Origin of the sequence: Providencia sp. PROV174 (assembly GCF_028480685.1) — a bacterium.
GTDB lineage: Bacteria > Pseudomonadota > Gammaproteobacteria > Enterobacterales > Enterobacteriaceae > Providencia > Providencia rettgeri.
The window spans coordinates 78,867-102,416 of record NZ_JAMPOT010000009.1 but is presented as its reverse complement, the minus strand read 5'-3'; the positions used below and the strand labels follow the sequence as shown (position 1 = coordinate 102,416).

The 23,550-nt window shown below is 39.4% G+C and carries 24 protein-coding genes; 14 read left to right on the top strand and 10 right to left on the bottom strand.

All coding sequences use genetic code 11. The features are described from left to right. Nucleotides 1-415: 415 nt before the first annotated feature. The gene (locus PSE60_RS07760; RefSeq protein ID WP_004910448.1) at nt 416-883 is read right to left on the bottom strand and encodes a glycine zipper 2TM domain-containing protein; all 468 of its coding nucleotides are present in this window, start codon (nt 881-883) and stop codon (nt 416-418) included. 534 nt (nt 884-1,417) lie between these two features. Here PSE60_RS07760 and anmK point away from each other — a divergent pair. The 4 genes from anmK (at nt 1,418) to pdxY (ending at nt 5,745) form a co-directional block, all read left to right on the top strand. Beyond that, nucleotides 1,418-2,539 carry an anhydro-N-acetylmuramic acid kinase gene (anmK, locus tag PSE60_RS07755; protein ID WP_210839664.1) on the top strand — a complete coding sequence of 374 codons (1,122 nt, stop codon included), beginning with the start codon at nt 1,418-1,420 and terminating at the stop codon, nt 2,537-2,539. A 20-nt stretch (nt 2,540-2,559) separates the two neighbouring features. Next, the gene (gene pdxH, locus PSE60_RS07750) at nt 2,560-3,213 is read left to right on the top strand and encodes a pyridoxamine 5'-phosphate oxidase (RefSeq protein ID WP_004910451.1); all 654 of its coding nucleotides are present in this window, start codon (nt 2,560-2,562) and stop codon (nt 3,211-3,213) included. A 160-nt stretch (nt 3,214-3,373) separates the two neighbouring features. Further along, nucleotides 3,374-4,648 carry a tyrosine--tRNA ligase gene (tyrS, locus tag PSE60_RS07745; protein ID WP_210839665.1) on the top strand — a complete coding sequence of 425 codons (1,275 nt, stop codon included), beginning with the start codon at nt 3,374-3,376 and terminating at the stop codon, nt 4,646-4,648. A gap of 233 nt (nt 4,649-4,881) precedes the next feature. Further along, nucleotides 4,882-5,745 (top strand): pyridoxal kinase PdxY, encoded by an 864-nt coding sequence (gene pdxY / locus PSE60_RS07740; protein WP_272665046.1) that lies wholly within the window; start codon nt 4,882-4,884, stop codon nt 5,743-5,745. 54 nt (nt 5,746-5,799) lie between these two features. Here pdxY and gstA read toward each other — a convergent pair whose 3' ends face one another. Next, the gene (gene gstA, locus PSE60_RS07735) at nt 5,800-6,405 is read right to left on the bottom strand and encodes a glutathione transferase GstA (protein WP_272665332.1); all 606 of its coding nucleotides are present in this window, start codon (nt 6,403-6,405) and stop codon (nt 5,800-5,802) included. Nucleotides 6,406-6,711: 306 nt separating this feature from the next. Between gstA and PSE60_RS07730 the strand changes: the two genes are divergently transcribed. Continuing rightward, nucleotides 6,712-7,578 carry a DUF817 domain-containing protein gene (locus PSE60_RS07730; RefSeq protein ID WP_042851575.1) on the top strand — a complete coding sequence of 289 codons (867 nt, stop codon included), beginning with the start codon at nt 6,712-6,714 and terminating at the stop codon, nt 7,576-7,578. A gap of 58 nt (nt 7,579-7,636) precedes the next feature. On the opposite strand, the gene sapF is transcribed toward PSE60_RS07730, so the two are convergent. From sapF to pspF, 7 genes are all read right to left on the bottom strand, one after another. Continuing rightward, the gene (gene sapF, locus PSE60_RS07725) at nt 7,637-8,440 is read right to left on the bottom strand and encodes a putrescine export ABC transporter ATP-binding protein SapF (RefSeq protein WP_004910462.1); all 804 of its coding nucleotides are present in this window, start codon (nt 8,438-8,440) and stop codon (nt 7,637-7,639) included. Further along, nucleotides 8,441-9,436, bottom strand: coding sequence for a putrescine export ABC transporter ATP-binding protein SapD (gene sapD, locus PSE60_RS07720; protein WP_004910464.1), 996 nt, complete (start codon nt 9,434-9,436; stop codon nt 8,441-8,443). Next, nucleotides 9,436-10,326 (bottom strand): putrescine export ABC transporter permease SapC, encoded by an 891-nt coding sequence (gene sapC / locus PSE60_RS07715; RefSeq protein ID WP_115167366.1) that lies wholly within the window; start codon nt 10,324-10,326, stop codon nt 9,436-9,438. The genes sapD and sapC overlap by 1 nt, the downstream gene beginning before the upstream one ends. Then, the gene (gene sapB / locus PSE60_RS07710) at nt 10,313-11,278 is read right to left on the bottom strand and encodes a putrescine export ABC transporter permease SapB (RefSeq protein ID WP_210839670.1); all 966 of its coding nucleotides are present in this window, start codon (nt 11,276-11,278) and stop codon (nt 10,313-10,315) included. The genes sapC and sapB overlap by 14 nt, the downstream gene beginning before the upstream one ends. Further along, the gene (gene sapA, locus PSE60_RS07705) at nt 11,275-12,960 is read right to left on the bottom strand and encodes an ABC transporter substrate-binding protein SapA (RefSeq protein WP_210839672.1); all 1,686 of its coding nucleotides are present in this window, start codon (nt 12,958-12,960) and stop codon (nt 11,275-11,277) included. The genes sapB and sapA overlap by 4 nt, the downstream gene beginning before the upstream one ends. 359 nt (nt 12,961-13,319) lie before the next feature. Further along, nucleotides 13,320-13,925, bottom strand: a complete 606-nt coding sequence (locus tag PSE60_RS07700) for a hypothetical protein (protein ID WP_272665045.1) — start codon at nt 13,923-13,925, stop codon at nt 13,320-13,322. A gap of 492 nt (nt 13,926-14,417) precedes the next feature. Further along, complete coding sequence (pspF, locus tag PSE60_RS07695; RefSeq protein ID WP_272665044.1) at nt 14,418-15,434, bottom strand: phage shock protein operon transcriptional activator; 1,017 nt, start codon at nt 15,432-15,434, stop codon at nt 14,418-14,420. 269 nt (nt 15,435-15,703) lie between these two features. On the opposite strand from pspF, the gene pspA reads away from it, so the two are divergent. The 9 genes from pspA (at nt 15,704) to PSE60_RS07650 (ending at nt 22,660) form a co-directional block, all read left to right on the top strand. Continuing rightward, nucleotides 15,704-16,369: a phage shock protein PspA gene (gene pspA, locus PSE60_RS07690; RefSeq protein WP_272665043.1), complete on the top strand. Its 666-nt coding sequence runs from the start codon at nt 15,704-15,706 to the stop codon at nt 16,367-16,369. Between the two features lie 80 nt (nt 16,370-16,449). Further along, the gene (gene pspB / locus PSE60_RS07685) at nt 16,450-16,680 is read left to right on the top strand and encodes an envelope stress response membrane protein PspB (protein ID WP_004910474.1); all 231 of its coding nucleotides are present in this window, start codon (nt 16,450-16,452) and stop codon (nt 16,678-16,680) included. After that, nucleotides 16,680-17,036: an envelope stress response membrane protein PspC gene (pspC, locus tag PSE60_RS07680; RefSeq protein WP_210839442.1), complete on the top strand. Its 357-nt coding sequence runs from the start codon at nt 16,680-16,682 to the stop codon at nt 17,034-17,036. Before pspB ends, pspC begins: the two co-directional genes overlap by 1 nt. Before the next feature lie 82 nt (nt 17,037-17,118). Further along, nucleotides 17,119-17,298: a hypothetical protein gene (locus PSE60_RS07675; RefSeq protein WP_115167360.1), complete on the top strand. Its 180-nt coding sequence runs from the start codon at nt 17,119-17,121 to the stop codon at nt 17,296-17,298. Between the two features lie 82 nt (nt 17,299-17,380). Then, nucleotides 17,381-18,778, top strand: coding sequence for a YcjX family protein (locus PSE60_RS07670; protein ID WP_004910478.1), 1,398 nt, complete (start codon nt 17,381-17,383; stop codon nt 18,776-18,778). Then, nucleotides 18,775-19,830 carry a YcjF family protein gene (locus tag PSE60_RS07665; protein WP_272665042.1) on the top strand — a complete coding sequence of 352 codons (1,056 nt, stop codon included), beginning with the start codon at nt 18,775-18,777 and terminating at the stop codon, nt 19,828-19,830. The genes PSE60_RS07670 and PSE60_RS07665 overlap by 4 nt, the downstream gene beginning before the upstream one ends. Nucleotides 19,831-20,068: 238 nt before the next feature. Further along, entirely contained in the window at nt 20,069-21,628 is a 1,560-nt protein-coding gene (gene tyrR, locus PSE60_RS07660; protein ID WP_272665041.1) for a transcriptional regulator TyrR, read from the top strand. Between the two features lie 77 nt (nt 21,629-21,705). Then, a complete protein-coding gene (locus PSE60_RS07655; protein WP_272665040.1) occupies nt 21,706-22,059 on the top strand; it encodes a hypothetical protein in 354 nt (117 codons plus the stop codon). A gap of 226 nt (nt 22,060-22,285) precedes the next feature. Next, the gene (locus PSE60_RS07650) at nt 22,286-22,660 is read left to right on the top strand and encodes an ATP-binding protein (RefSeq protein WP_102139676.1); all 375 of its coding nucleotides are present in this window, start codon (nt 22,286-22,288) and stop codon (nt 22,658-22,660) included. A 78-nt stretch (nt 22,661-22,738) separates the two neighbouring features. Here PSE60_RS07650 and tpx read toward each other — a convergent pair whose 3' ends face one another. Then, on the bottom strand, nt 22,739-23,242 hold the full coding sequence (gene tpx / locus PSE60_RS07645) for a thiol peroxidase (RefSeq protein ID WP_004910486.1): 504 nt from the start codon (nt 23,240-23,242) through the stop codon (nt 22,739-22,741). Between the last annotated feature and the right edge of the window lie 308 nt (nt 23,243-23,550).

The following is a 23,550-nucleotide window of genomic DNA, read 5'->3' as shown; positions in this document are numbered from 1 at the left end:
TTATTAAATTCGCAATTAAAATAATTGGATTATGCAATTTTTATAGGGTGATAATAGAATGAATAATTATACTCGGTTATTGTTCTTGTTGAATGATTGCTGTGAAATATAATTAAATTTGTAAATTGTATGTCTCGACGTTGCTTTTGTCTTTTTAATTTTTAGTTAGCTAATTCATTGGTGTGTATTAATTAATAACAAACAATTGATTAGAGGGGATAAGCTAAAATAAGTTTATTGGTTTGAAAGCAAGGCATTTATGTGTAAACAAGGAATTACATTATTTAAAAGCCATGCATGATAAATATAAAATATGATTATAAAACATAAAGTTATTATATTATTCAGTAATATTTTTATAAGAAATGCTCACCGGCAATAGCCGGTGAGCATACCTAATTTAGTAACCGTAAGATTATCGAGGAGATACAGTAACGGTATTTCCGCTATTCGCAATCATAACGCGTTGACCATTACGGAAAGTGTTTGGGTCTTGTTTTTGAACTACAACAATGTTTTTGCCGCTATCGAGGCGGATTTCTAATTGAACACCTTGGCTTCTATTTAATGCGCCTTGGGCTTCTTGGCCTGCTAAGCCACCAGCGATAGCACCCGCAGCAGTTGCTAATGTGTTACCTGTCCCACCACCGATAGTGTTACCTAATAACCCACCAAGTACTGCACCACCAATGGCACCAATTACGTTGCCGTCTTCACCAGCTTGAATAGTCACAGGGCGAGCATTCAGAACAGTACCATAAGTCACAGTCTGTACCTGTTTCGCATCCTTGGCTGAAATAGTATCACCAGAAAGCGTACTGGTATTGACACAGCCTGATAAAGCTGCAACTGCTACAACACCTACAAAAACTTTCTTAAGCATAAGAACTCCTATGAGATTTGCTGTCTGTGGCACTAACATAGCATCGTATATTTGTTTTCACCATAAACACAACAAGTATCAAAATAATGGTATTAAAAAGCGATGGTTAGATTACCGATATTGATTTAAATAGAGTGTAAACACTAGGTAAAATATCTCAAATTCGCGATTATTTCATTCAATAAGGCACTCTTTGTTAAATATTCATATAGGGTAGTCAGCTTATGAGCATCTTTTCGCACCAGTTGCCAAACAGAAATAAGGTGTTAAAACTTTAGCTGAGGTACAGAACCGTAATGCCGAGCTGATAAATGTATTATGTACCATTATATTGGAAATGAAAATTTCAGGTATTACAAAACGTCTTTTTTACTTGGGTTGTCTAGCAATTTTGAGTTTTAAAGCATTTATTTATTATTCCTGCGAAGCGCGCCGAGAAATTGCATCGAATTGTTGACAAAATTTGTCATCAAAGCACAATCTTTTGTAGTCGAGCGTTGTAAAGTTAATGTGCACTCTGAAGGAACAAGAATAATGATGAAATCAGGTCGTTACATAGGGGTTATGTCAGGAACTAGCCTAGATGGTGTTGATGTCGTTCTTGCTGCAATTAGTGACAAATTTGTCGCAGAGCAATCCAGTTTGAGTGTTGCATTTCCTATTGAATTAAAAAAAAGAATTTTAGATATATGCCAAGGACAAGTAACAACGTTATCAGAGGTTGGTAAAATTGATAGAGAGCTAGGCTCTTTATATGCAAATGCAATAAACCAGCTTCTTATTCAAACAGGGCTAACATCCGAAGATATCATTGCCATTGGTTGCCATGGTCAAACTGTTTGGCATGAGCCTGATGGTGAGCAGCCTTTTACTATGCAATTAGGTGATAACAACCGTATTGCGGCTTTAACGGGGATCACGACAGTAGGTGATTTTCGACGAAGAGATATGGCTTATGGGGGGCAGGGAGCACCTTTAGTTCCTGCATTTCACTTAGCTGTTTTAGGGCATTCTACAGAAAAACGAATTGTACTGAATATTGGTGGAATAGCTAATGTGACAGCTTTGTTACCTGGTGCTTATGTCAAAGGTTATGACACTGGACCTGGCAATATGTTAATGGATACCTGGAGCTGGCGTATTAAGCAAAAGGCATTTGATAAAGATGGTGAATGGGCCAGTCGTGGTCAAGTTGACCATGCATTACTAAAAGCGATGCTAAGTGACCCATACTTTAGGCGTTCATCACCGAAAAGTACGGGGCGAGAGTATTTCAACACACAATGGTTAGAACAGCATTTGGCTGACTTTCCTTCAATTTCAGTTGATGATGTGCAAGCAACGCTGTGCGAATTGACAGCAGCCTCTATTGCGGAGCAAGTGTTACTATGTGGCGGTTGTGAGCGTTTGATAGTCTGCGGTGGTGGAGCAAAGAATACCTTTCTAATGCAACGGATGGCTGCCTTACTGCCTGGGATTGAAGTGGCGCCAAGTGATAAATTTGGACTAAGTGGGGATGACATGGAAGCCTTGGCATTTGCATGGTTAGCTGCTCGAACCATTTCTGGGCTTTCAGGAAATTTGGCTTCTGTAACTGGAGCAAGCCAAGAAACTGTGCTTGGGGCGATATACCCTAAAAATAGCAATAAAAAATAATTGTGGTTAAGGATATAAAAATGAACGAACTAGGTGAGATTGATCTCGCAGCAGTACGTCGAGAATACACAAAAGGTGGGTTAAGGCGCCATGATTTAACACCAAACCCATTAACCCTTTTCGAACTATGGATGAAGCAGGCATGTGAAGCTCGTTTGAGTGACCCAACAGCCATGTGTGTTGCTACAGTGGATGAAACCGGGCAACCCTACCAGCGTATCGTACTATTAAAGCATTTTGATGATAAAGGCCTTGTATTTTATACCAATTTAGGTAGCCGAAAAGCGCAGCATTTAGAAAAAAATAATAAAATTAGCCTGCATTTTCCATGGTATCCATTAGAGCGCCAAGTCAATTTCATAGGCGTTGCCGAACGTTTAAACCCTATTGAAGTAATTAAATATTTTCATAGTCGGCCAAAAGATAGCCAAATTGCAGCATGGGCATCAGCGCAATCTTCTAAAATTTCTGCACGTGGTATTTTAGAAGGGAAATTTTTAGAACTAAAACAAAAGTTTAAGAATGGTGACGTCCCACTGCCTAGTTTTTGGGGGGGATATCGAGTGGTATTTGATAGTGTTGAATTTTGGCAAGGTGGTGCACACCGTTTGCATGACCGTTTTTTATACCAGCGAGAAGAGAGTGGCTGGAAAATTGACAGATTAGCCCCTTAGGATCATGTTTTTTAGCTGGCACTTAATTGATATGCGCTTTATGCTATAGCCTCATTTAAGAAAACTGACAAATTACACTGGTGAGTTTTGACAAACCTCTCAAACTTACTGGTCATTTAAACCAAAATAGATAGACAAAATACAACAGATGGAGTCATTGATGTCTAGCAATAACCTGATTAAACAATTGCAAGAGCGGGGCCTCGTTGCCCAGGTAACGGATGAGGATGCGTTAGCAGAGAGACTGGCGCAGGGCCCTATCTCTCTCTATTGTGGCTTCGATCCTACCGCTGATAGCTTGCATTTGGGACATCTGGTTCCTTTGCTGTGTTTAAAACGATTCCAACTAGCCGGGCACAAGCCTGTGGCGTTGGTCGGTGGTGCAACGGGTCTTATTGGAGACCCAAGTTTTAAAGCTACTGAGCGTAAATTAAACACCACAGAAACCGTTCAAGAGTGGGTAGAGAAAATTCGTAACCAAGTTTCACCATTTTTAAGTTTTGATTGCGGTGATAACAGTGCACGCCTAGCTAACAACTATGATTGGTTTGGCAAAATGGATGTACTGACTTTCTTACGTGATATTGGTAAACATTTTTCTGTTAACCAAATGATTAACCGTGAGTCAGTTAAACAACGCTTAAATCGTGATGACGTTGGTATCTCTTTTACTGAGTTTGCTTATAATCTTTTACAAGGTTATGACTTTGCAAATATGAACAAAGAGATGGGCGTGGAACTGCAAATTGGTGGTTCTGACCAATGGGGTAACATCACTTCTGGTATCGATTTAACTCGTCGCCTACACCAAAACCAAGTATTTGGCATGACGGTACCTCTGATTACTAAAGCTGACGGCACAAAATTCGGTAAAACTGAGGGTGGTGCAGTTTGGTTAGACTCCAAGAAAACTAGCCAATATAAATTCTACCAGTTCTGGATCAACACGGCAGATGCTGATGTTTATCGCTTCTTAAAATTCTTCACATTCATGGAAATTGATGAAATTAATGCACTGGAAGAAGAAGATAAAAACAGCGGTAAAGCGCCTCGGGCTCAATATGTATTGGCAGAATTAGTCACTAAACTGGTACATGGCGAAGAAGGGCTAGCTGCTGCAAAACGTATTACTGAAAGCTTATTCTCTGGTGCCGTATCTGATTTAACTGAAGCTGATTTTGAACAATTAGCTCAAGATGGTATTCCTTGTATTACCTTAGAAGCAGGCGCTGATTTACAACAAGCTTTAGTGGATTCAGAGTTAACGCCTTCTCGTGGGCAAGCAAGAACGGCAATTAGTTCTAACGCGGTATCTATTAATGGCCAGAAACAAACAGAGCCAATGTATGTCTTCTCTGATGCAGACCGCCTGTTTGGGCGTTATACATTGATCCGTCGTGGTAAGAAAAACGACTGTTTAATTAATTGGAAATAGCTCTGACTAACCTTTGTAATACCAGCCCGGAACCTTCCGGGCTATACTCGCCATAATTCAAATTGTATCGGTGTTGACTGCGCTAGGTTCTCCGAATTGCATGCGGGTGTATGCCCTCGATTCATTTTCCTATGTCACTTATATATGACTTGAATTATTTGGAGTGTATTCATATTTGCAATGGGTAATCACTGATTTCTCTTCATTCGACATAACAATTTTTTGGGTTCTCAATGAAAAGCGTATTATCAATTCAATCCCATGTTGTTTTCGGCCATGCAGGAAACAGTGCTGCTGCATTTCCTATGTGCCGAATGGGCGTAGATGTGTGGCCACTCAATACCGTACAATTTTCGAATCATACACAATACTCACAATGGACTGGAAGTGTCTTTCCAACGCAGCACTTAACCGACATCGTTGATGGTTTAGCTAAAATCTATAAATTAGAAATTTGTGATGCTGTATTAAGTGGCTATATTGGGTCTGCAGAGCAAGGAAATGATATTCTTGCTATCGTGCAAAGAGTAAAAGCAGTAAACCCTCAAGCCCTGTATTTTTGTGACCCAGTAATGGGACATCCTGAAAAAGGTTGTATTGTTGCTCCTGGAGTTGCTGAATTCCTTTGTGAGCGCGCACTGGCTGCTAGTGATGTTATTGCACCAAATTTATTAGAACTAGAAACCTTAACGGGTAGAACCATTAAAAATGTCGAAGAGGCTACGCAAGCTGCACGTGAATTGTGCCACAAAGGGCCTAAAATAGTTCTTGTTAAACATTTAAGTCGGGCTGGGTATCGCGCAGATCGTTTTGAAATGATCCTTGTAACAACAGAGCATAGTTGGCATGTTAGCCGTCCACTTGTTGATTTTGGTGAAAAACAACCTGTTGGTGTTGGTGATTTGACCAGTGGTTTAATGTTGGTTAACTTATTGAAAGGTGAGCCTTTAGATAAGGGATTAGAACACGTTGCAGCTGCAGTATATGAAGTGATGATAAAAACCAAAGAAATGGGAGAATACGAATTACAACTCGTTGCTGCTCAAGACAAAATGGTTAATCCAGAACATAATTTCTGTGCAACACAATTAGATTAAATTGATTTGTATTATCAAAGATAGCGCTCTACTGAAAGAGCGCTATTTTACAGATTAGATTAGGCCTTCCGCTTTTAATGCGTCCTGAACATTAGGGCGTTTGGCGATTTTAGCACTGTAATCTTGCAGGTGGGTTAAGCTAGTCAAATCAAGCCCAACGTGTTTTGCCCAATTACTAACCGTAAATAAATAGGCATCAGCGACACTAAAAGTATCCCCAGCAAAGAAAGCTTGTTTGGCGAGCACGCTATCAACATACTTAAACTTATTAAACAATACGTTACGGACAGTATCTTTATACTCTTCTGGTGTTCCTGGAGTGAATAAAGGTGAGAAAGTTTTATGTAGTTCTGTTGAAATAAAATTTAAAGCTTCTAATTGGTGATAACGCTTCATTGAGCCTGGAAGTGCTATCAGGTTACGATCCGGCTTTTGATCCGCAATATATTGAACAATAACAGCACCTTCAGTGAGTTGTTCGCCATTATCTAGCACTAAGGTTGGTACCTGTCCTTTTGGGTTTATTGCTAAAAAGTCTTCACCTTTCTCAGTCTTTTTTTCTTTTATATTCACTCGCTCAATACTGAAATCTAAACCAGTTTCACGCAGAATGATATGGGGAGAAAGTGAGCAAGCACCGGGAGCGTAATATAATTTCATCATAAAACTCCTAAATTGTTGGATTGGCATTCATATAGCAAATAAACACATATCATTTAAGTATATCATTACTTTTTGTTAACGAATTGCCATCAGGTGCGAGTTAAAAAATAAAACTTAAAATCGGATGGAAAATATCGTTAATATTAATAGGTAGTGTAAACCCAGCGCTTAAAACTATAAAAAATAAAAATGCATAAGTCTAAGATAGTTACCTTATGTAGGGGATAACTATTTTGTTAAACTCATCGCCTTGTCTTATGAAAGAAAACAAACCAAATAATAAAAAATTAGGTGAGCGAATAAATGACCAGTTTGTGTCAAAAATTGAATGTGTTAGGGAAATTAGACCAAATTTTAATGGCTCATCAGCCGAATAATAGCCATGGCATTAAACGGTTTCTATTAGAGTTTTGGTTTTTCGGTTTAATTAATGCTCGTTCTTGTTTATTCGCAGGTTTTTTCTTTCTAGCGCTATTTTTGGTACCAGCTAAAGGGCTAATTGGTATCCCTCGCTATGACTTGTTATTGATTTTTGCAGTTGCCTTTCAAGCCTTGTTAGTGTGGTCAAAACTGGAAACCTGGGATGAGTTAAAGGCTATTTGTGTTTTCCATTTAGTTGGTTTTATGATGGAGTTGTTTAAAACGTCAGCAACGATTGGATCATGGCAATATCCAGATGAAGCTTACACTAAGCTTTGGGGGGTTCCTTTATTTACTGGATTTATGTATGCCGCTGTAGGGAGCTATATCATTCAATCTTGGCGATTTTTTAAAGTAAGAATTGAACACTATCCACCCTATTGGATGGCAACATTAGTTGCATTAGCTATTTATATTAATTTTTTTAGTCATCATTATATTGATGATTATCGCTGGTATTTAGCTGCATTTATTATGGGGTTGTATGCCCGTAGTGTGGTTTTTTATACTCCGCTAGATAAAGAGCGAAAAATGCCATTATTGCTCGCATTTATGCTAATTGGCTTTTTTATTTGGTTGGCTGAGAATTTTGGGACATTTTTTGGTGTTTGGCAATATCCAAACCAGATTGGAGCTTGGTCAATGGTACATGCAGGTAAGTGGGGGGCATGGTCACTGTTGGTGATTGTTACATTTACGATAGTCGTTCACCTTAAACATATTAAGGCTAATGTCACGATATCACGTTAAATAACGAGTTTAATTCATTGTCTGTGAGGAATTTTACCCACAGACAATGGAGAAGCCATTATAAGTCTTGCCGCCAAGCATCAATCGACAGGGGCTCACCAAAGTGGCTTTCAATTAGTCGTCGGGTAACGTCATGAAGAGGGGCAGCTAAAACTTCTGCTGTATTACCACGTTCGACAACTTCACCTTTATCCATCACAAGCATTTTATCACTGACGTGTTTCATCATCCCTAAGTGCTGGGTAACATAGATAAATGCAATATCTTGTTTTGCTTGCAAATCTAGCATTAAGTTGATGATCTGTGACCGCATGGACATGTCTAACGAAGCTAGCGCTTCATCCGCAATGATAATTTCGGGTTGTAGAATAAGCGCTCTTGCCAGTGCAATACGCTGTTTTTGCCCCGATGCTAACATATGTGGGTAATATTCAGCGTGGTCAGCAAGTAACCCGACTTGGCGAAGTGTTTGAATAATGCGCCTTTCACGTTCTATGCCAGTTAAGTCAGTGTTTAATTTCAAAGGGAGTTCAAGCGTTTGACCAATACGCTGCCTTGGATTTAGGGACGTACTTGGGTCTTGGAAAATCATGCGAATACGCTGGCAACGGTAGCTATAATCGCCAAAATTAAGGGGTTGTCCGTGTATAAAAATATCGCCGCTGGTGGGTTCTACAACGCCGGATAACATTCGCGCAAGCGTTGATTTTCCTGAGCCATTGGCACCAATAATGGCTAATGTTTGGCCTGCCTGTAAGTTAAAGCTAACAGGCTTAACAGCTTGTAATTCGTGCCGATGAAATAGACCCTCACGAAAACGGAAAGTTTTGGTGAGATTACGGACTTCAAGTAAAGTTTCCATTTAAGATTGTTCCTCGGTGTTTAGCGGGTAATGGCAAGCAACGAGGTGGCCTTTAATATTACGTAGTTGAGGCGCGTTGATGCAAGTACGTTGTGCATAAGGGCAACGGGGGCCAAGGCGGCAACCAATAGGCAAATGTTCAAGAGACGGAATTGCACCGGGTAACGTATTTAACCGCCCTTTGTGGGGAAGAGGGCTTTCAAAATCTGGGATTGAACGGATTAATGCTTGGGTATAAGGGTGGCGTGGCCGCTGTAGGATATCTTCTGGTGTTGCGCTCTCAACCGTTTGCCCACAATAGAGTACGTTGATGCGGTCAACAAGTTTTGACATCATTTCCATATCATGGCTAATGAGCAAAATTCCCATATTATTGTTTTGGTTTAATTTATCTAGTAGACGGAAAATTTGCGCTTGAGTGGTAGACTCCATCGCATTGGTGGGTTCGTCGGCGATTAATAACCGTGGTTGGTTAGCTATCGCAATTGCAATCATGACTTTTTGACATTCACCATCGGTGAGTTCATAAGGGTAACTGCGCATGATATCTTTATGATCTTTTATCCCCACACGGTGTAACAGTTCTATTGCACGGCGTTTACGCCAATTAAAACGTTGCCACCAGCGGCCTTTATATGTCCATCCAGGAATCGATTGGATAAGCTGTTTGCCTATATCAGCGGCTGGGTCGAGGCAAGATTGTGGCTCTTGAAATATCATGGAGATGTTATGGCCAATTAACTTGCGACGTTTACGTGGGCTGAGTTTTAGTAAGTCAATGTCTTGAAAGCGAAAACGGTCGGCTTTCACACGAATGTTGTCTTTCGTTACGCCACAGATAGCTTTTGCAATAAGGCTTTTTCCAGAACCTGATTCGCCGACTAAACCTCGGATTTCCCCTTCAGATAATGTCATTGATACGCGATCAACAGCTTTGACTGGGCCATTGGCAGTCATAAATTCGATAGTTAAATTGCGGATGTCTAGCAGTGGCATTATTCAACTCCCGCATTGATGGCACGGTGTAGCCCATCACCTAAAAGGTTAACGAAAAGCACGCTTATCATGATAGCAACACCGGGTAAGATAACCGTCCAGGGAGCAACGTAGATAAGCTCTAAAGTATCTCCTAGCATGGCACCCCATTCAGAAGATGGAAGTTGTGCACCTAAATCAAGAAAACCTAAAGCGGCAATATCTAAAATGGCAATTGAAAGTGCCCGAGTTAGTTCAGTGACGAGAATAGGGGTGATGTTTGGCAGTACGGTATACCATAAAATAAAAATGTTTGAAGCGCCATCTAGGCGTGCGGCAACGATGTATTCTTTATCTAACTCATCATGTACAGCAACATAGATGGTTCTAACCATTCGCGGAATTAATGCAAGGCAAATAGCGAGCATCGCATTTTCTAAACTAGCGCCCATAAAAGCGACGACAATAATAGCGAGTAATAAGGATGGGATTGAAAGCAGTGTATCGAGTATGTGGTTAAAAATTGCAGATTTTAACCCGCGAGTCATTCCTGCTAGGCAGCCGAGAACTAATCCAATTAGTGTTGCAATCAGTGTGACTAAAATAGCCGCACCAAATGTTGATTTAGTGCCAATTAATAGCCGGCTCAGAATATCGCGGCCAAGGTCGTCAGTCCCAAAGAAGAATGCAACATCACCATAATGTGACCAAGACGGTGGTGTTAGTTGGTAACCTAAAAATTGTTGATCTAGTGCATAAGGTGCTAAATAAGAGCCAACAAAGCATAAAATTAATAAAACTAATACACCAAAAAAACCCACCATAGAAACCACATCTGATGAGAAGATATTCCATACCACTCGTGTTGGGGATGGCATTTTTTGTTCACGATAAAAATTATCTGAGGACATACCAATCCTTATGTTTTAGTGGGTCCATCATGGCGCCTAGAATATCAGACAACACATTTACAGTAATCACTAGTGCGCCAATTAGCATCACGCCAGCGGATATTGCGGAGTAATCTTCTTGGCGGATAGCTGTAACTAACCAACGGCCAAGCCCTGGCCAGTTAAAAACGAGTTCAGTTACCATGGTCAGTGTCAGCATAGTAGAAAACTGTAGCCCAAGCTTAGGAATAATGGGGGGAATAGCATTATGAAAAATATGACGACGGATGATTTTTATTCGTGACAACCCTCGAATAGCGGCTGCTTTTATATAATTTTCACTGGCGACTTCTTCGGTGCTATTACGTACCAACCGAATAACCTCGGTTGTTGGTGCGAGCGCCAAAGTCAGAACAGGTAATACCATGTGTTCAAGCACATTAATAATCATATCTTTACGATAGGGTGAATCCGAAAGCCATGCATCTACCAAGGCAAAGCCAGTTACTGTTTTTAAATTGTATAATAGGTCAATTCGACCCGATACAGGCAGCCACCCTAAATGTAATGAGAAAAAGAGGGTTAAAACGAGTGCGAGTACAAATACAGGGACAGAAAATCCTAATAAAGCAAAAACACTGATAGCAATATCCGCTGGTTTATTACGCCAAAAAGCAGCAATAATCCCGAGTGGAATACCTGTCGTTAAAGCAAAAATAAACGCTAAAATGCATAACTCCATGGTGGCAGGGAATGTGTCTCTTAATTGTTCAGTGATGGGTTCCCCGTTGATACTTGAAACGCCAAAATCAAAATGGAGTAAGCCTTCAAAATAAAAAATATAGGCATCGATAAGTGATGCGCCACCCAGTGGTGCATTAGGCGTAAAATAGCTTAAGCTAAAGCTGACTAGTGATAAGAAGAATACTGTGACTAATAAAAGTAAAAAACGACGCAGTGAATAAATTATCATGGTTGCTGCCTCTGTTTTTTCGGAGAAACTTTTTCAGCCTGTTCCATTTCCCGATACACACCGGCAAATGAGGTATTACCAAACGCACTGATCATTAGCCCTTTTATATCATAGCGATAGGCCTGTAAACGTAAAGAGTAGGCGAGGGGTAAGACAGGTAAATCTTCCCCTAAAATTTGCTGTGCCTGATGGTAATAATCTATACGTGCGGCTAATTGCTGTGTCAATAGTGCCTTATGTAAGATTTCATCAAAAGCGGGGTTACACCAATGGCTTAAATTGGTTTGGGAACCAATTGCCGCACAACTTAGTAGCGGGCGGAAAAAACTATCTGGGTCATTACTGTCAGTTGTCCAACCTGCTAATGTCATATCATGGGTTCTATCCATTAATTGGTTTTCTTGGAAGCGGCCCTCAACAGAACGGATATTCATAACAATACCAACCTGTGCCAAGTCTGCTTGGATAAGCTCAGCCATTTTTAGTGGACTAGGGTTATATGATTGCGAAGCGATAGGCACCCATAAATCCAGTTTTAGATTTTCTAACCCCATCTCTTTGAGCATTTGTTTGGAAAGTTCGGGGTTATAGTCAGTGATCTTTGCTTGATTATCATAAGCCCATGAAGCTCTTGGTAAAATAGATGCAGCTGTTTCTGCTGTACCGTAATAAATTGATTGCATTAGACGTTCATTATTAATTGCATAAGCAATGGCTTGACGTACTTTTAGTTTATCTAATGGTGGTTTACTGGTATTAAATGCGAGGTAGGCAATATTCATCCCAGAACGCATAGAAATTCGCAAACGTGGGTCATCTCGTAATACTTTTAATTGGCTTGCTGCAGGGTAGGCTAAAACATCACATTCCCCTGTGAGTAATTTCGAAATGCGACCAGTTCCTCCGGCCCCCATATCAACAACCACTTCTTCCATACGCGGCAAACCCTTCCAGTAATTGTCATTTCTGAGAAGTCTAACGAATTGCCCAGCTTGGTAGTCATCTAAATGAAATGGTCCCGTACCCACAGGTCGCCAATCAATCAGCTCTTGGCGATTGATACTTGAAAGGTAATCAGCGTACTCGGATGAAAGGACAGGAGCATAGTGTGTTGCTAGGTGCCATAAAAAAGACGCATCAGGTGAATTCAAACGGAACTCCACCGTATGGTTATTAATTTTACGTATGCTTTGGACACTATTGGCAAATTGTAAACTATCGAAATAAGGGTAACGTCCCCCATTGATATAATGATAAGGATGGTTGACTTCAAACATGCGAGAAAAACTGAACACAACATCATCAGCATTCATATTGCGCGTTGGTGTGTACCAAGCTGTGTTTTGAAACTTTACATCTTTGCGCAGGTATAAGCGGTAGGTTGCGCCGTTATCGAGGACTTCCCAGTTAGCAGCCAGTTCTGGAACCAAACGATAGGTAAATGGATCAACATCTAATAGGCGATCATAAATTTGAGCACCGAGAGGGTCGACAATTAGCCCGCTACTGACTAGTTGTGGATTAAATGTCGTAACGATCCCATTTACACAGTAAATAAAACCTTTTTGGCGTATATCTGCAGGAACCTCGTTAGCCACAATATCGGTAAAGCGCTCTTGGTTATTAAGCGCTTGTGCAGACACAGAAATGATAAATAAAAACCAAAGAGTTAATAGGCGCATACCACTGACATCGTTAACTAGAATTGACCTATTGTAGCCTAAAAATGGGGGGACAGGGTATAAGCAAAATTTAGCCTACAAAAGCATGAAAATTAAGCTAAAAAGGAAGTTATTAATATAATGCTTAACTTAAATTATTAAATTAATCATTGAAGTATGTCTTAATGAGAAAATATCTCATTAAAAAGCTTTACAAATGGCACTGATAACGATTATCATTCGTTTTGTCAATTAAGCCAAGTGCTTATGTAGACAAGGCATGACATTGCTCACATTGCTTCCAGTGTTTTATTTAATAGCCAGCTTGGGTGCTGGCTTTTTTTTGTATAATCAAACTCTTTTAGCTTCATTTCTCGCTATTACTCTAAACCCACATAGTGTAGGTCTTCATCGGTCACTTTACCTTGGAGTGTACATAAGAAACGAACCACTCCTCTTTGTTCATCTTTTTCAATAATCAGCATTTTTTCAGCCGCATTTGGGTCCAAGTTATAGTTTTGCGTTGCGTATTCGTTAAACACCCATTGGCCCTGCAAATTGTGGCGGATCATGGGGGAGTAGATATAAGTATTTCCCACCTTTAGAATAGCAATTCTTGATGAAGTATAACGGATAACCTCTTCAAAGCTTTGAGTGGTTTCAAATCCCCAAAAATAGTATTGGCCACGTAAGCCTAAATAGGCGAAGTCATCATATTTATCGAAATTACTATGACTAACAAAAAAACGATTAAAAGTCACAATTCCCGTAGGTGAAAAATTGAGATTAACAGAAACTTGTTCACCATCACCTAATTTCATATTTTTCAATGCATTAGATGCATCATTTAAAACGGGATACTCTTTTATTTTCTCGAAAAAAGTCGCATCACAGTAAGAGAATGTTCTCATTAATGATTCCGCGTTGACTGTAGGAGATAAACCGAGAAGAAAAAAGGTTATAGCAAGTATATTTATATTCTTCATAATAGGCTCCTCATATAATAAATATCATATTAATAGAGATATCATATAAATATATTTCGCACAGTAGTTAAATATGACAAGGTGTAAAAATAATTTAATTAGTTAACATTAATATGATTAAAATAGACGTAGTTATGATTATATAATTAACTAAATGTGCTAAAATAAATCATTATTTATGTGTGATAATTAGTACAAGTAACTAGCTATAATTTTTTTATTATTTTCAAATTTTGAATTTAGAAAGTAAAATCTCCGTTACCAATTGTTTTTATTTAGTTATTTATTTGAGTTAAATAATTTTATTTTAATTTTACTCTGTCGATAATATATTTTGACAGTGAAGGGAGTAAATGATTTTTGAAACCAAAATATAAGATTGGAAATATTTAGCAATAAATACAAACCGAATTTTTTAAACCTGAATTTTTAATATTTAAGTATAATGCAGTAGTTCAAACAATAAATTCGGATTATTTGAACTACGTGTTATTAACTCTCAATATTTATTTGATGTTTTTTCATTAAGCCTCGTAGTTGGTCATAACTTAATGATAACCGTTGTGCAGCTTTACGTTGATTAAAATGACTATCCGTTAGTGCTTGTTCCAATAGCGCTTTTTCGGATTGTTGTTGCCACTGACGTAAATCACATGGTAATGAAGGCAAAATTGTATTCTGTTGTTGGGTATGTGGCATGGGGAGTGAACTTAGTGATTCATGTAGCTCAGCAAGTTTTTCGCCAAATGGGTCAAAAATAATATTATCAACGGGGTCAGCACAGTTTCCATGGCGGTATATCGAGCGCTCAATAACATTTTTTAATTCGCGTACATTACCTGGCCATGGGTAGTGTTGCAGAGCCTGTTGGGCATGTAATGTAAAACCTGTAAAGTGTGAACGTTTTAATTCGCCACACATTAAAATGGCAAAATGTTCTGCTAACAATAAGATATCCGGCTGTCGTTCACGCAGTGGGGGGAGGCGAATAACATCAAAAGCCAGCCTATCTAAGAGGTCAGCTCGAAAACGGCCCTGTTTGGCAAGTTCAGGTAAATTGGCATTTGTAGCACAGATTAAACGCACATCCACGTGTAATGCTTGGCTTCCACCGACTCGTTCAAGTTCACCATATTCAATGACTCGCAGCAGTTTTTCTTGAACTGACATTGGTGCAGTGGCGAGCTCATCAAGAAAAAGGGAACCTTTGTCTGCTCGTTCAAAGCGCCCTTGATGGCGTTTTTGGGCGCCTGTAAAAGAACCTGCTTCATGTCCAAATAATTCAGAATCCAGTAAATTCTCATTGAGTCCGCTGCAATTGAGAGAGATAAAAGCTTCTTGCCAGCGCGGGGAGAGGTAATGGAGTCTATCTGCAATAAGTTCTTTACCCGTACCGCGTTCGCCGATAACCAAAACAGGCTTATTGAGCTGAGCGAGTTCAGAAGCTTGTTCGAGTACATCGAGAAAATTACTTGAAACGCCAAGAATAGGTTCGTTGGTTTCTTTCATGGTTTTTTTTACCAATAGTTGGTTGGAAATACCGATTCTTTAACTATAGACTAAAATGACTTTTAGAGAAAGTTTATAATTATTTTATTTAAAATCATTGTGATACGATCTTTTTTTAAAATTGGCACGCGAGTTGCAATATGTGAATTGCAATAGCTAAATACAACATGCTATTTGTTGTTTGACTAACGGAGCGTCAGGTATGGGTTGGAAGCCAAATCAGGTCGAGGCGCTACAGAATGATTAAATCCATCAAGGGGATATAAATAATGGGTATTTTTTCACGTTTTGCCGATATCATTAATGCAAACATCGCTTCTTTGTTAGACAAAGCAGAAGATCCGCAAAAAATGATCCGTCTGATGATTCAAGAAATGGAAGACATGCTAGTTGAAATTCGTTCGACATCAGCACGTACCTTAGCTGAAAAGAAAGGTTTAGAGCGCCGTATTGAGATGGGCGAAAAACAAGTTGCTGATTGGCAAGAAAAAGCAGAATTAGCACTGGTGAAAGATAAAGAAGATTTAGCGCGTGCAGCACTGATTGAAAAGCAAAAAGTGAGTGCAATGGTCGACACCTTAAAACACGAGCTGATTATTGTTGATGAAACCTTGACTCGTTTAAAAGGTGAAATCTCTGAATTAGAAAACAAACTGCAAGAAACGCGTGCGAAACAGCAATCAATGGTTGTTCGTATGGAAGCAGCACAATCTAGCCGTAATGTACGTCGCCAACTGGATAGTGGCAAACTGGATGAAGCAATGGCTCGCTTTGAACAGTTTGAGCGCCGTATAGACCATATGGAAGGTGAAGCTCAAAGTTATGGTATTGGTAAACAAAAATCACTGGATCAACAGTTTGCAGAGTTAAAAGCAGACGATGAAATAAGCGCGCAATTAGCGGCGCTTAAAGCTAAAATCAATAAAGATCAGTAACAGTTATTTTGATGCACTGGTACGTCAGCAATATCGTATCAGTGCCATAGATAGGTTAACCATATGTATAAGGATATGTGATGGGCTACGTTTTTCTGTCTCTCGTATTAATTATTTTTCTCATTTTTATTCTGCCTATTTGGCTGTGGCTACATTACAGCAAAAAAAATAATGGGCAGGGGAGTCAGCTAACTGAAAATGAAGTACAACGTTTGATGCAATTAGCAGAACAAGCATCACAGATGCAGCAACGCATTAAAACGCTTGAAGATATTTTGGATGCAGAACACCCAAATTGGAGGCAAAAATAATGACTCAATTTCGCAACCGCAAACTTTATCGTTTAACGGATAGACGTGTGTTCGGTGGTGTGTGTTCGGGTATTGCTGAGTACTTAGAACTTCCGGTTGCTTTGGTCAGAGCATTAGCCGTATTAGCCTTATTTGTAAGCTTTGGTATTACTTTGATTTTGTACATCGTGATGTGCTTTGTTGTCGAAGCGGCACCAAGTGGCTACCGTTCACAGCAAGATATTGGCCCAGAAGTGAGTAGTCTTATTAACCAAATTGATACACAATTAAAATCCGGTGAAATGAAGTTACGCCAGATTGAAAGATACGTTACTTCAGATACTTATACAGTGAACAGTAAATTTCGAAATCTATAGCAAATCGTATCGCCATCACATGATAAGGGATTAGGTTTCAAAACCAAATCCCTTTTATTTTTTATCAATAAGTGAGTGACATATGGCAAATAACGTTCGTTATCGAATCAAAAAATTTGCAAAGAAACTTATTCTACAAAAAGGTATTCGAATCGCTGCGGTATTACTTATGACATATGGTCCAGCGGGAGTCGTAGGTAAAATCATTAAATTATTGACGAGTAAGTGGTTGCTCAATGTACTAATTAAACGGTTAACCTAATACAATTTGTTTTATGCTAAATTATAGTACGCAATATAACGTAAAATGGGTTTAAATTGAAAGGATAAGTCTTGGGAGGAGCATGAAACGACTGCACAGTGAATTAACGGATTTGATGAATAGAAGTGTTGATCGTCATGTTAGGCTCGCAGTAACAGGGCTTAGCCGTAGTGGAAAAACCGCATTTATTACTTCACTGGTGAACCAACTATTGAATGTGAATGCCGGAGCGCGGCTGCCTTTATTTTCTGCTGCGCGAGATAAGCGATTATTAGGTGTTAAACGGATACCTCACCGTGATTTGTCAGTACCGCGTTTTGCGTATGATGAAGGTATAGCCTCTCTTTATGGGGAGCCCCCGCAATGGCCAACCCCAACAAGGGGAGTCAGTGAAATACGCCTTAAATTACATTACCGTTCAGAAGACTCTTTTTTGCGTCATTTTGTTGATAACTCATCATTATATTTAGAGATTGTCGATTACCCCGGCGAATGGTTGTTGGATTTACCCATGCTAGATTTAAATTATTTAGCGTGGTCTGAACAAATGAACACCTTAATCAAGGGGGAACGTGCACATTTAGCCCAACCGTGGCTGGCATTGTGTGAAAAATGTGACCCTTTAGCGCCAGTTGATGAAAATTTGCTTGCTGAAATTGCAGCTGCTTATACTCAGTATTTAGTGGAATGCAAGGCCCAAGGGCAGCACTTTATTCAACCGGGACGTTTCGTTTTACCCGCTGAATTAGCAGGAGCGCCCGCTCTGCAATTTTTCCCATGGCCGAATGTGGCCAAATATGGCGACAAAAAGCTCGCACAGGCAGGTAAGAACACCAATATTGGCGCATTACAGCAACGTTATCAATATTATTGTGAGCATGTTGTAAAGGGCTTTTATCGTGATTATTTCCAACGTTTCGACCGACAAATTGTGTTAGTTGATTGCTTACAACCGCTAAATAGTGGTGTTGATGCTTTTAATGATATGAGAATGGCATTAACGCAATTAATGCGTAGTTTTCATTATGGAAAGCGCACATTACTGAGGCGTTTATTTTCACCTTGTATTGATAAATTACTCTTTGCCGCAAGCAAGTCAGATCACGTAACACCAGACCAACATGCAAATTTAGTGGCTTTATTGCAACAGTTAGTGCAAGAGGCATGGCAGCATGCTGCGTTTGAGGGGATCAGCATGGATTGTGTGGGGCTAGCATCAATACAAGCCACCGAAAGTGGTTTGGTAGATTATAAAGGTGAAAAATTACCTGCGTTAAAAGGGAATCGGCTAAGTGATGGTCAACCGTTAATGTTTTATCCAGGAGAAGTACCAAAACGCTTACCGAATGAACAATTCTGGCAAACTCAAGGTTTTCAATTTGAAGATTTCAGACCAAGGCCAACGCCAATGGATCAACCATTGCCACACATTCGTATGGACAGTGCGCTTGAATTTTTGTTGGGAGATAAACTGAAATGAATGAACCCTTAAAACAGCGTTTAGATTTTGCTGAAAATAGTGAAAATAAGACGAAAGAATCACTAAAAAAAGCGCAAGTTTTTGATGAGCGAGAACTCGAAAAATTCACTCCAATTTCCTTGGAAACTGAGCAAGATAGCCAAGAGGGTGAAGTTGAAAGCCTGATTAACGAAGCGTTAAAACCAAAACGGAGCTTTTGGCGAAAATTAGTTGGCGCGGCGGCGGGAATTTTTGGAGTCAGCGTCGTTGCTCAACTCGGCGTTTGGATTCACCAATCATGGGTAACACAAGATTGGACTGCGTTAGGTGTCGCTGCTGCGGGCGGTTTAATCGTTGTGGCGGGTGTTGGGTCGGTTGTTGGCGAATGGCGGCGGTTGTATCGCCTGAGAGAACGTGCGGAGGAACGGGACTTTGCACGCGAATTATTGCACAGTCATGGTATGGGGCAAGGAAAGGCTTTTTGTGAAAAATTGGCTAAACAATCTGCGTTATCAATGCAACATCCTGCGATTGTTAATTGGCAAGCCACTCTTCATGACTCGCATAATGATAGGGAAGTTGTTGAATTGTATAGTCGAATGGTTCAGCCTATCCTTGATGAACAAGCTCGCAAAGAAATTAGTCGTTGTTCTGCGGAATCGGCCATCATGATTGCGGTGAGCCCGCTAGCACTGGTGGATATGGCATTTATTGCTTGGCGAAATATTCGTTTAATTAATCGGATCGCGGCAATCTATGGTATTGAACTCGGTTATTACAGCCGAATTCGACTATTTCGCATGGTGCTCATTAATATTGCCTTTGCGGGAGCGTCTGAATTAATTCGTGAAGTGGGGATGGATTGGCTATCTCAAGACATTACTGCACGGTTATCAACACGAGCAGCACAAGGTATTGGAGCAGGCTTGTTAACTGCGCGTTTAGGTATTAAGGCGATGGAATTATGTCGACCACTACCTTGGATAGAAAACAAGCCACGTTTAGCTGATTTTCGCCATCAGTTAATTGGCCAGTTAAAAAATGTCATCCCCAGTAAAAAAGAAAAAGCGTAAAACAATATCATTGGCAGGGTGAGTTGACAGTTTTTGCTCACTCTGCAGCATCATTTATTGATTAATGTGTTTATTCTTATTTCAAGCCTCAAAAAATAAAGGAAAACCGTGATTTTATTTGTTGATGACTATAAAGCTTACAGCTGTCAACAATTTGTGACACAAACACTGTATTCCCTTAATGTTTAAGGCTAAAATACCTTTATTCTCTCGGCTTTTTTGATGAAGGTTCTTACCCATGCGCCTCGAAGTGACCTGCCAAGACCGTATCGGTTTAACGCGTGAATTACTTGATCTTTTAGTTCTACAAAATATTGATTTAAAAGGTATTGAAATCTCTCCTCAACGTAGGATTTACCTCAATTTTACACCTGTAGATTTTCAGGTATTCAGCACATTGATGGCAGAAATACGGCGTATTAATGGTGTTATTGATGTTCGCCGAATTTATTTTATGCCTTCAGAAAGAGAACATAAAGCCGTTTGGGCGCTCTTAAACTCATTTCCAGAACCTGTTTTATCCATCGACAACAAGCTAAATATTGAATTGATTAACCCAATGACATTGCAGTTATTTGGTTATGATGAGGCTAAAATTCGAGAAAAAACCTTTTCACAATTAGTTGGTAGTCAAGGGCTAGTACGTTGGTTTGAACGGGAGTCACCAGAGGCGTACACCGAGAAAGTTGTCATTAAAGGCCAAGACTATTTGATGCAAGTAACACCTATTATTTTGGCTGATGAAAATGGTAAATCCCATTGTACTGGTGCGGTATTACTGTTGAAATCGGCTGCAATTTTAGATAAGCAACGCCAACAAGTTATTGAGGTGGATGGCAGCGGTTTTGAACAAATTATTGCTGTTAGCCCTGTCATGGCAAATGTGGTTGAACGAGCCAAACGTATTGCTATGCTGGATGAGCCATTATTACTTGTTGGTGAAACGGGGACTGGGAAAGATATCTTAGCGAAAGCTTGTCATTTGCATAGTGCGAGAGGAAAAGAACCGTTTTTAGGCTTAAATTGTGCTTCGATGCCGGATGATGTTGTAGAAAGTGAATTATTTGGTTATGCAGCGGGAGCTTATCCAAATGCAGTTGAAGGCAAAAAGGGTTTTTTTGAACAAGCCAACGGCGGAACGGTGTTGCTTGATGAAATTGCTGAAATGTCGCCACAAATGCAAATTAAGTTATTACGTTTTTTAAATGATGGGACATTTAGGCGTGTTGGGGAAGAAAGAGAAGTTAAGGTGAACGTTCGTGTGATTTGTGCAACACAGAAAAATTTACCTGAATTGGTTGCCGAAAAGAAATTCAGAGAGGACCTTTATTATCGTTTGAATGTACTGACATTAACCATTCCTCCATTGCGTGAACGTAAAGAAGATATTCAACCGTTAACCAAAACATTTGTCGCCAGTTTTTCCAAAGAGCTTCATATTGCTGAACCTAAATTGGCACCTTCGTTGATAGAATATTTAAGTAGTTATTATTGGCCGGGTAATGTAAGGCAACTGAGAAATGTTCTTTATCAAGGGTTAACGCAACTTAATGGCAATATATTAGATGCAGATAATATCCAATTACCTGATGTCGTTAATACCCCCGCACTCGCTTTAGATTCACTCAATGGCTCGCTAGATGAAATCACTAAACGTTATGAAGCATCGGTATTAGCTCGTTTATATCGCGATTATCCGAGTACCCGTAAATTAGCTAAACGTTTGGATATTTCTCATACGGCAATCGCCAATAAATTGAGAGAATATGGCCTTAATACGAAAAAAGAGCAAAACTAAATTAAATGTATAAAAGAATAACTTACGTATTCGCAATAATAGGGCTGGTTTTAAGTGGTTCTGGTACAGCAACAACAATGCCGGAAGACGGTTTGAATAAGTATTGCCAAGATGTAGTGCGAACAATGGATGAAGTCTATGAAAATGGGGCATTGACTCAGTGTTATTTTAAAGACTTATCGTTATTAGAAGCATACATACAATATAGAACGGCATTAATGGATGGAAAGCAATTTCTTACTGAAAACCTAGAGATTAAACAAAATATTGAAATGCCTTGTCCATCGGACGGTTGTATTGCTATTCGTTATCATTGGAATGATGATAAAAACTTAAAAATTGAACAAGAATTTGCTGGAGGAGAAACCCATCTACAGTTTGTTCAAGACAATAAAGGGACAACTCTCGAAATTATTCAATATCCTGATTAGTACTATGTGCTGGCTATAGAGTAGGCAACAGACGAGAAAAAACGCTTTGAGCAAAGGTATTGTTGCCTATTTTTTATTAATTATCTTTTTTATCTCGCGCTTAATATGGCAAAACCTTACTAATACTATTGCTAATTGGTGAATTTTACTGCTATATAACAAAGACAACTGCTGTTTTAGGGTATCGTAATCTCATCTGATGGGTTTCAACCTACAAGGAGTTGCCATGGATCAATTCACTATTAATTTCGTTGTAAATCGTAAGCTACGCGAATACATGAGCCAGAGCCATTATAAAAATGATATGTTTGAGTCTGCAGCCTCTGCCGCCGAACTTTATCTGATGAATAAAGCTGCAGTAAAATATTTAACGAAGAAAAATCGTTTTACGTGGGAGGCGCTGGTGAAAAATGGCCATAAGCCTCGAGACCTCATTATTGATATTTTGACATCTTGTTGCCCTGTTACCCAGGACCAAGCCTTAAAAGTATTGAGTACGCTCTCTCATACTTTGATTTCTATAATGAGTGACAACAAGTTATTTGCGAATGTTGTTAATGCAAAGAACCACCAACCGTTGTATTGGGCTCACGTAGACTAGAGTGGCGTTTATATTATTCAATAAAGCGGGAAATTCCCGCTTTATTGTTAACTACAGTGAACTAAATATGACAAAAGCTTATTTCAAACTATTTAATGCGCTGTCGTAATCAGGTTCTTCAGTTATTTCAGGAACTAATTGGCTATAAATAACGTTATTGTTTTCATCTAGGACAACAACGGAACGAGCGTTCAGGCCTTTTAATGGACCACTAGCAATATCAACACCATAGTCATTCGCAAACGAGCCGCTACGGAAAGAAGATAGCGTAACGACATTATCTAAACCTTCTGCGCCACAAAAACGCGCTTGTGCGAAAGGTAGATCAGCAGAAATACATAATACAACAGTGTTATCCAAATCGTTTGCGAGCTTATTAAACTTGCGAACTGACGCTGCACATACGCCAGTGTCGACACTTGGGAAGATATTTAAAACTTTTCGTTTACCTTCATAGGTTTCCAGCGTTGCTTCGCTGAGATCTTTGGTGACAAGGGTAAAAGGTTTAGCTTTTGAGCCCGCTTGTAAAAAGACACCATTAACCGTGATGTCATTACCTTTTAACTTAACTGTCTGCGACATGAATTTTTCTCCCATTCATAAAGTGAGTCACTGATAACTTAATCTATCTTCTAATAAAAAATCTTTGCGATTAAAGGTTTTTTAATGGGCAGTTACGCAGTGCTGAGTTTTACATTTTACTAATGACCAAATTTTATACGGAAACCTTATCACTTACCTTGAGCCCAATATAGGGTAAAACAAGGTAATTTTACCTACTTTTTATTACAGTATGGTGCATCATCATTATATAACTACTAAGCTTTATCAATGCTTGCGTTTTTTGTTATGTGCTTTTTATACTGACCTATGAAGTGTAACAAAAGGAA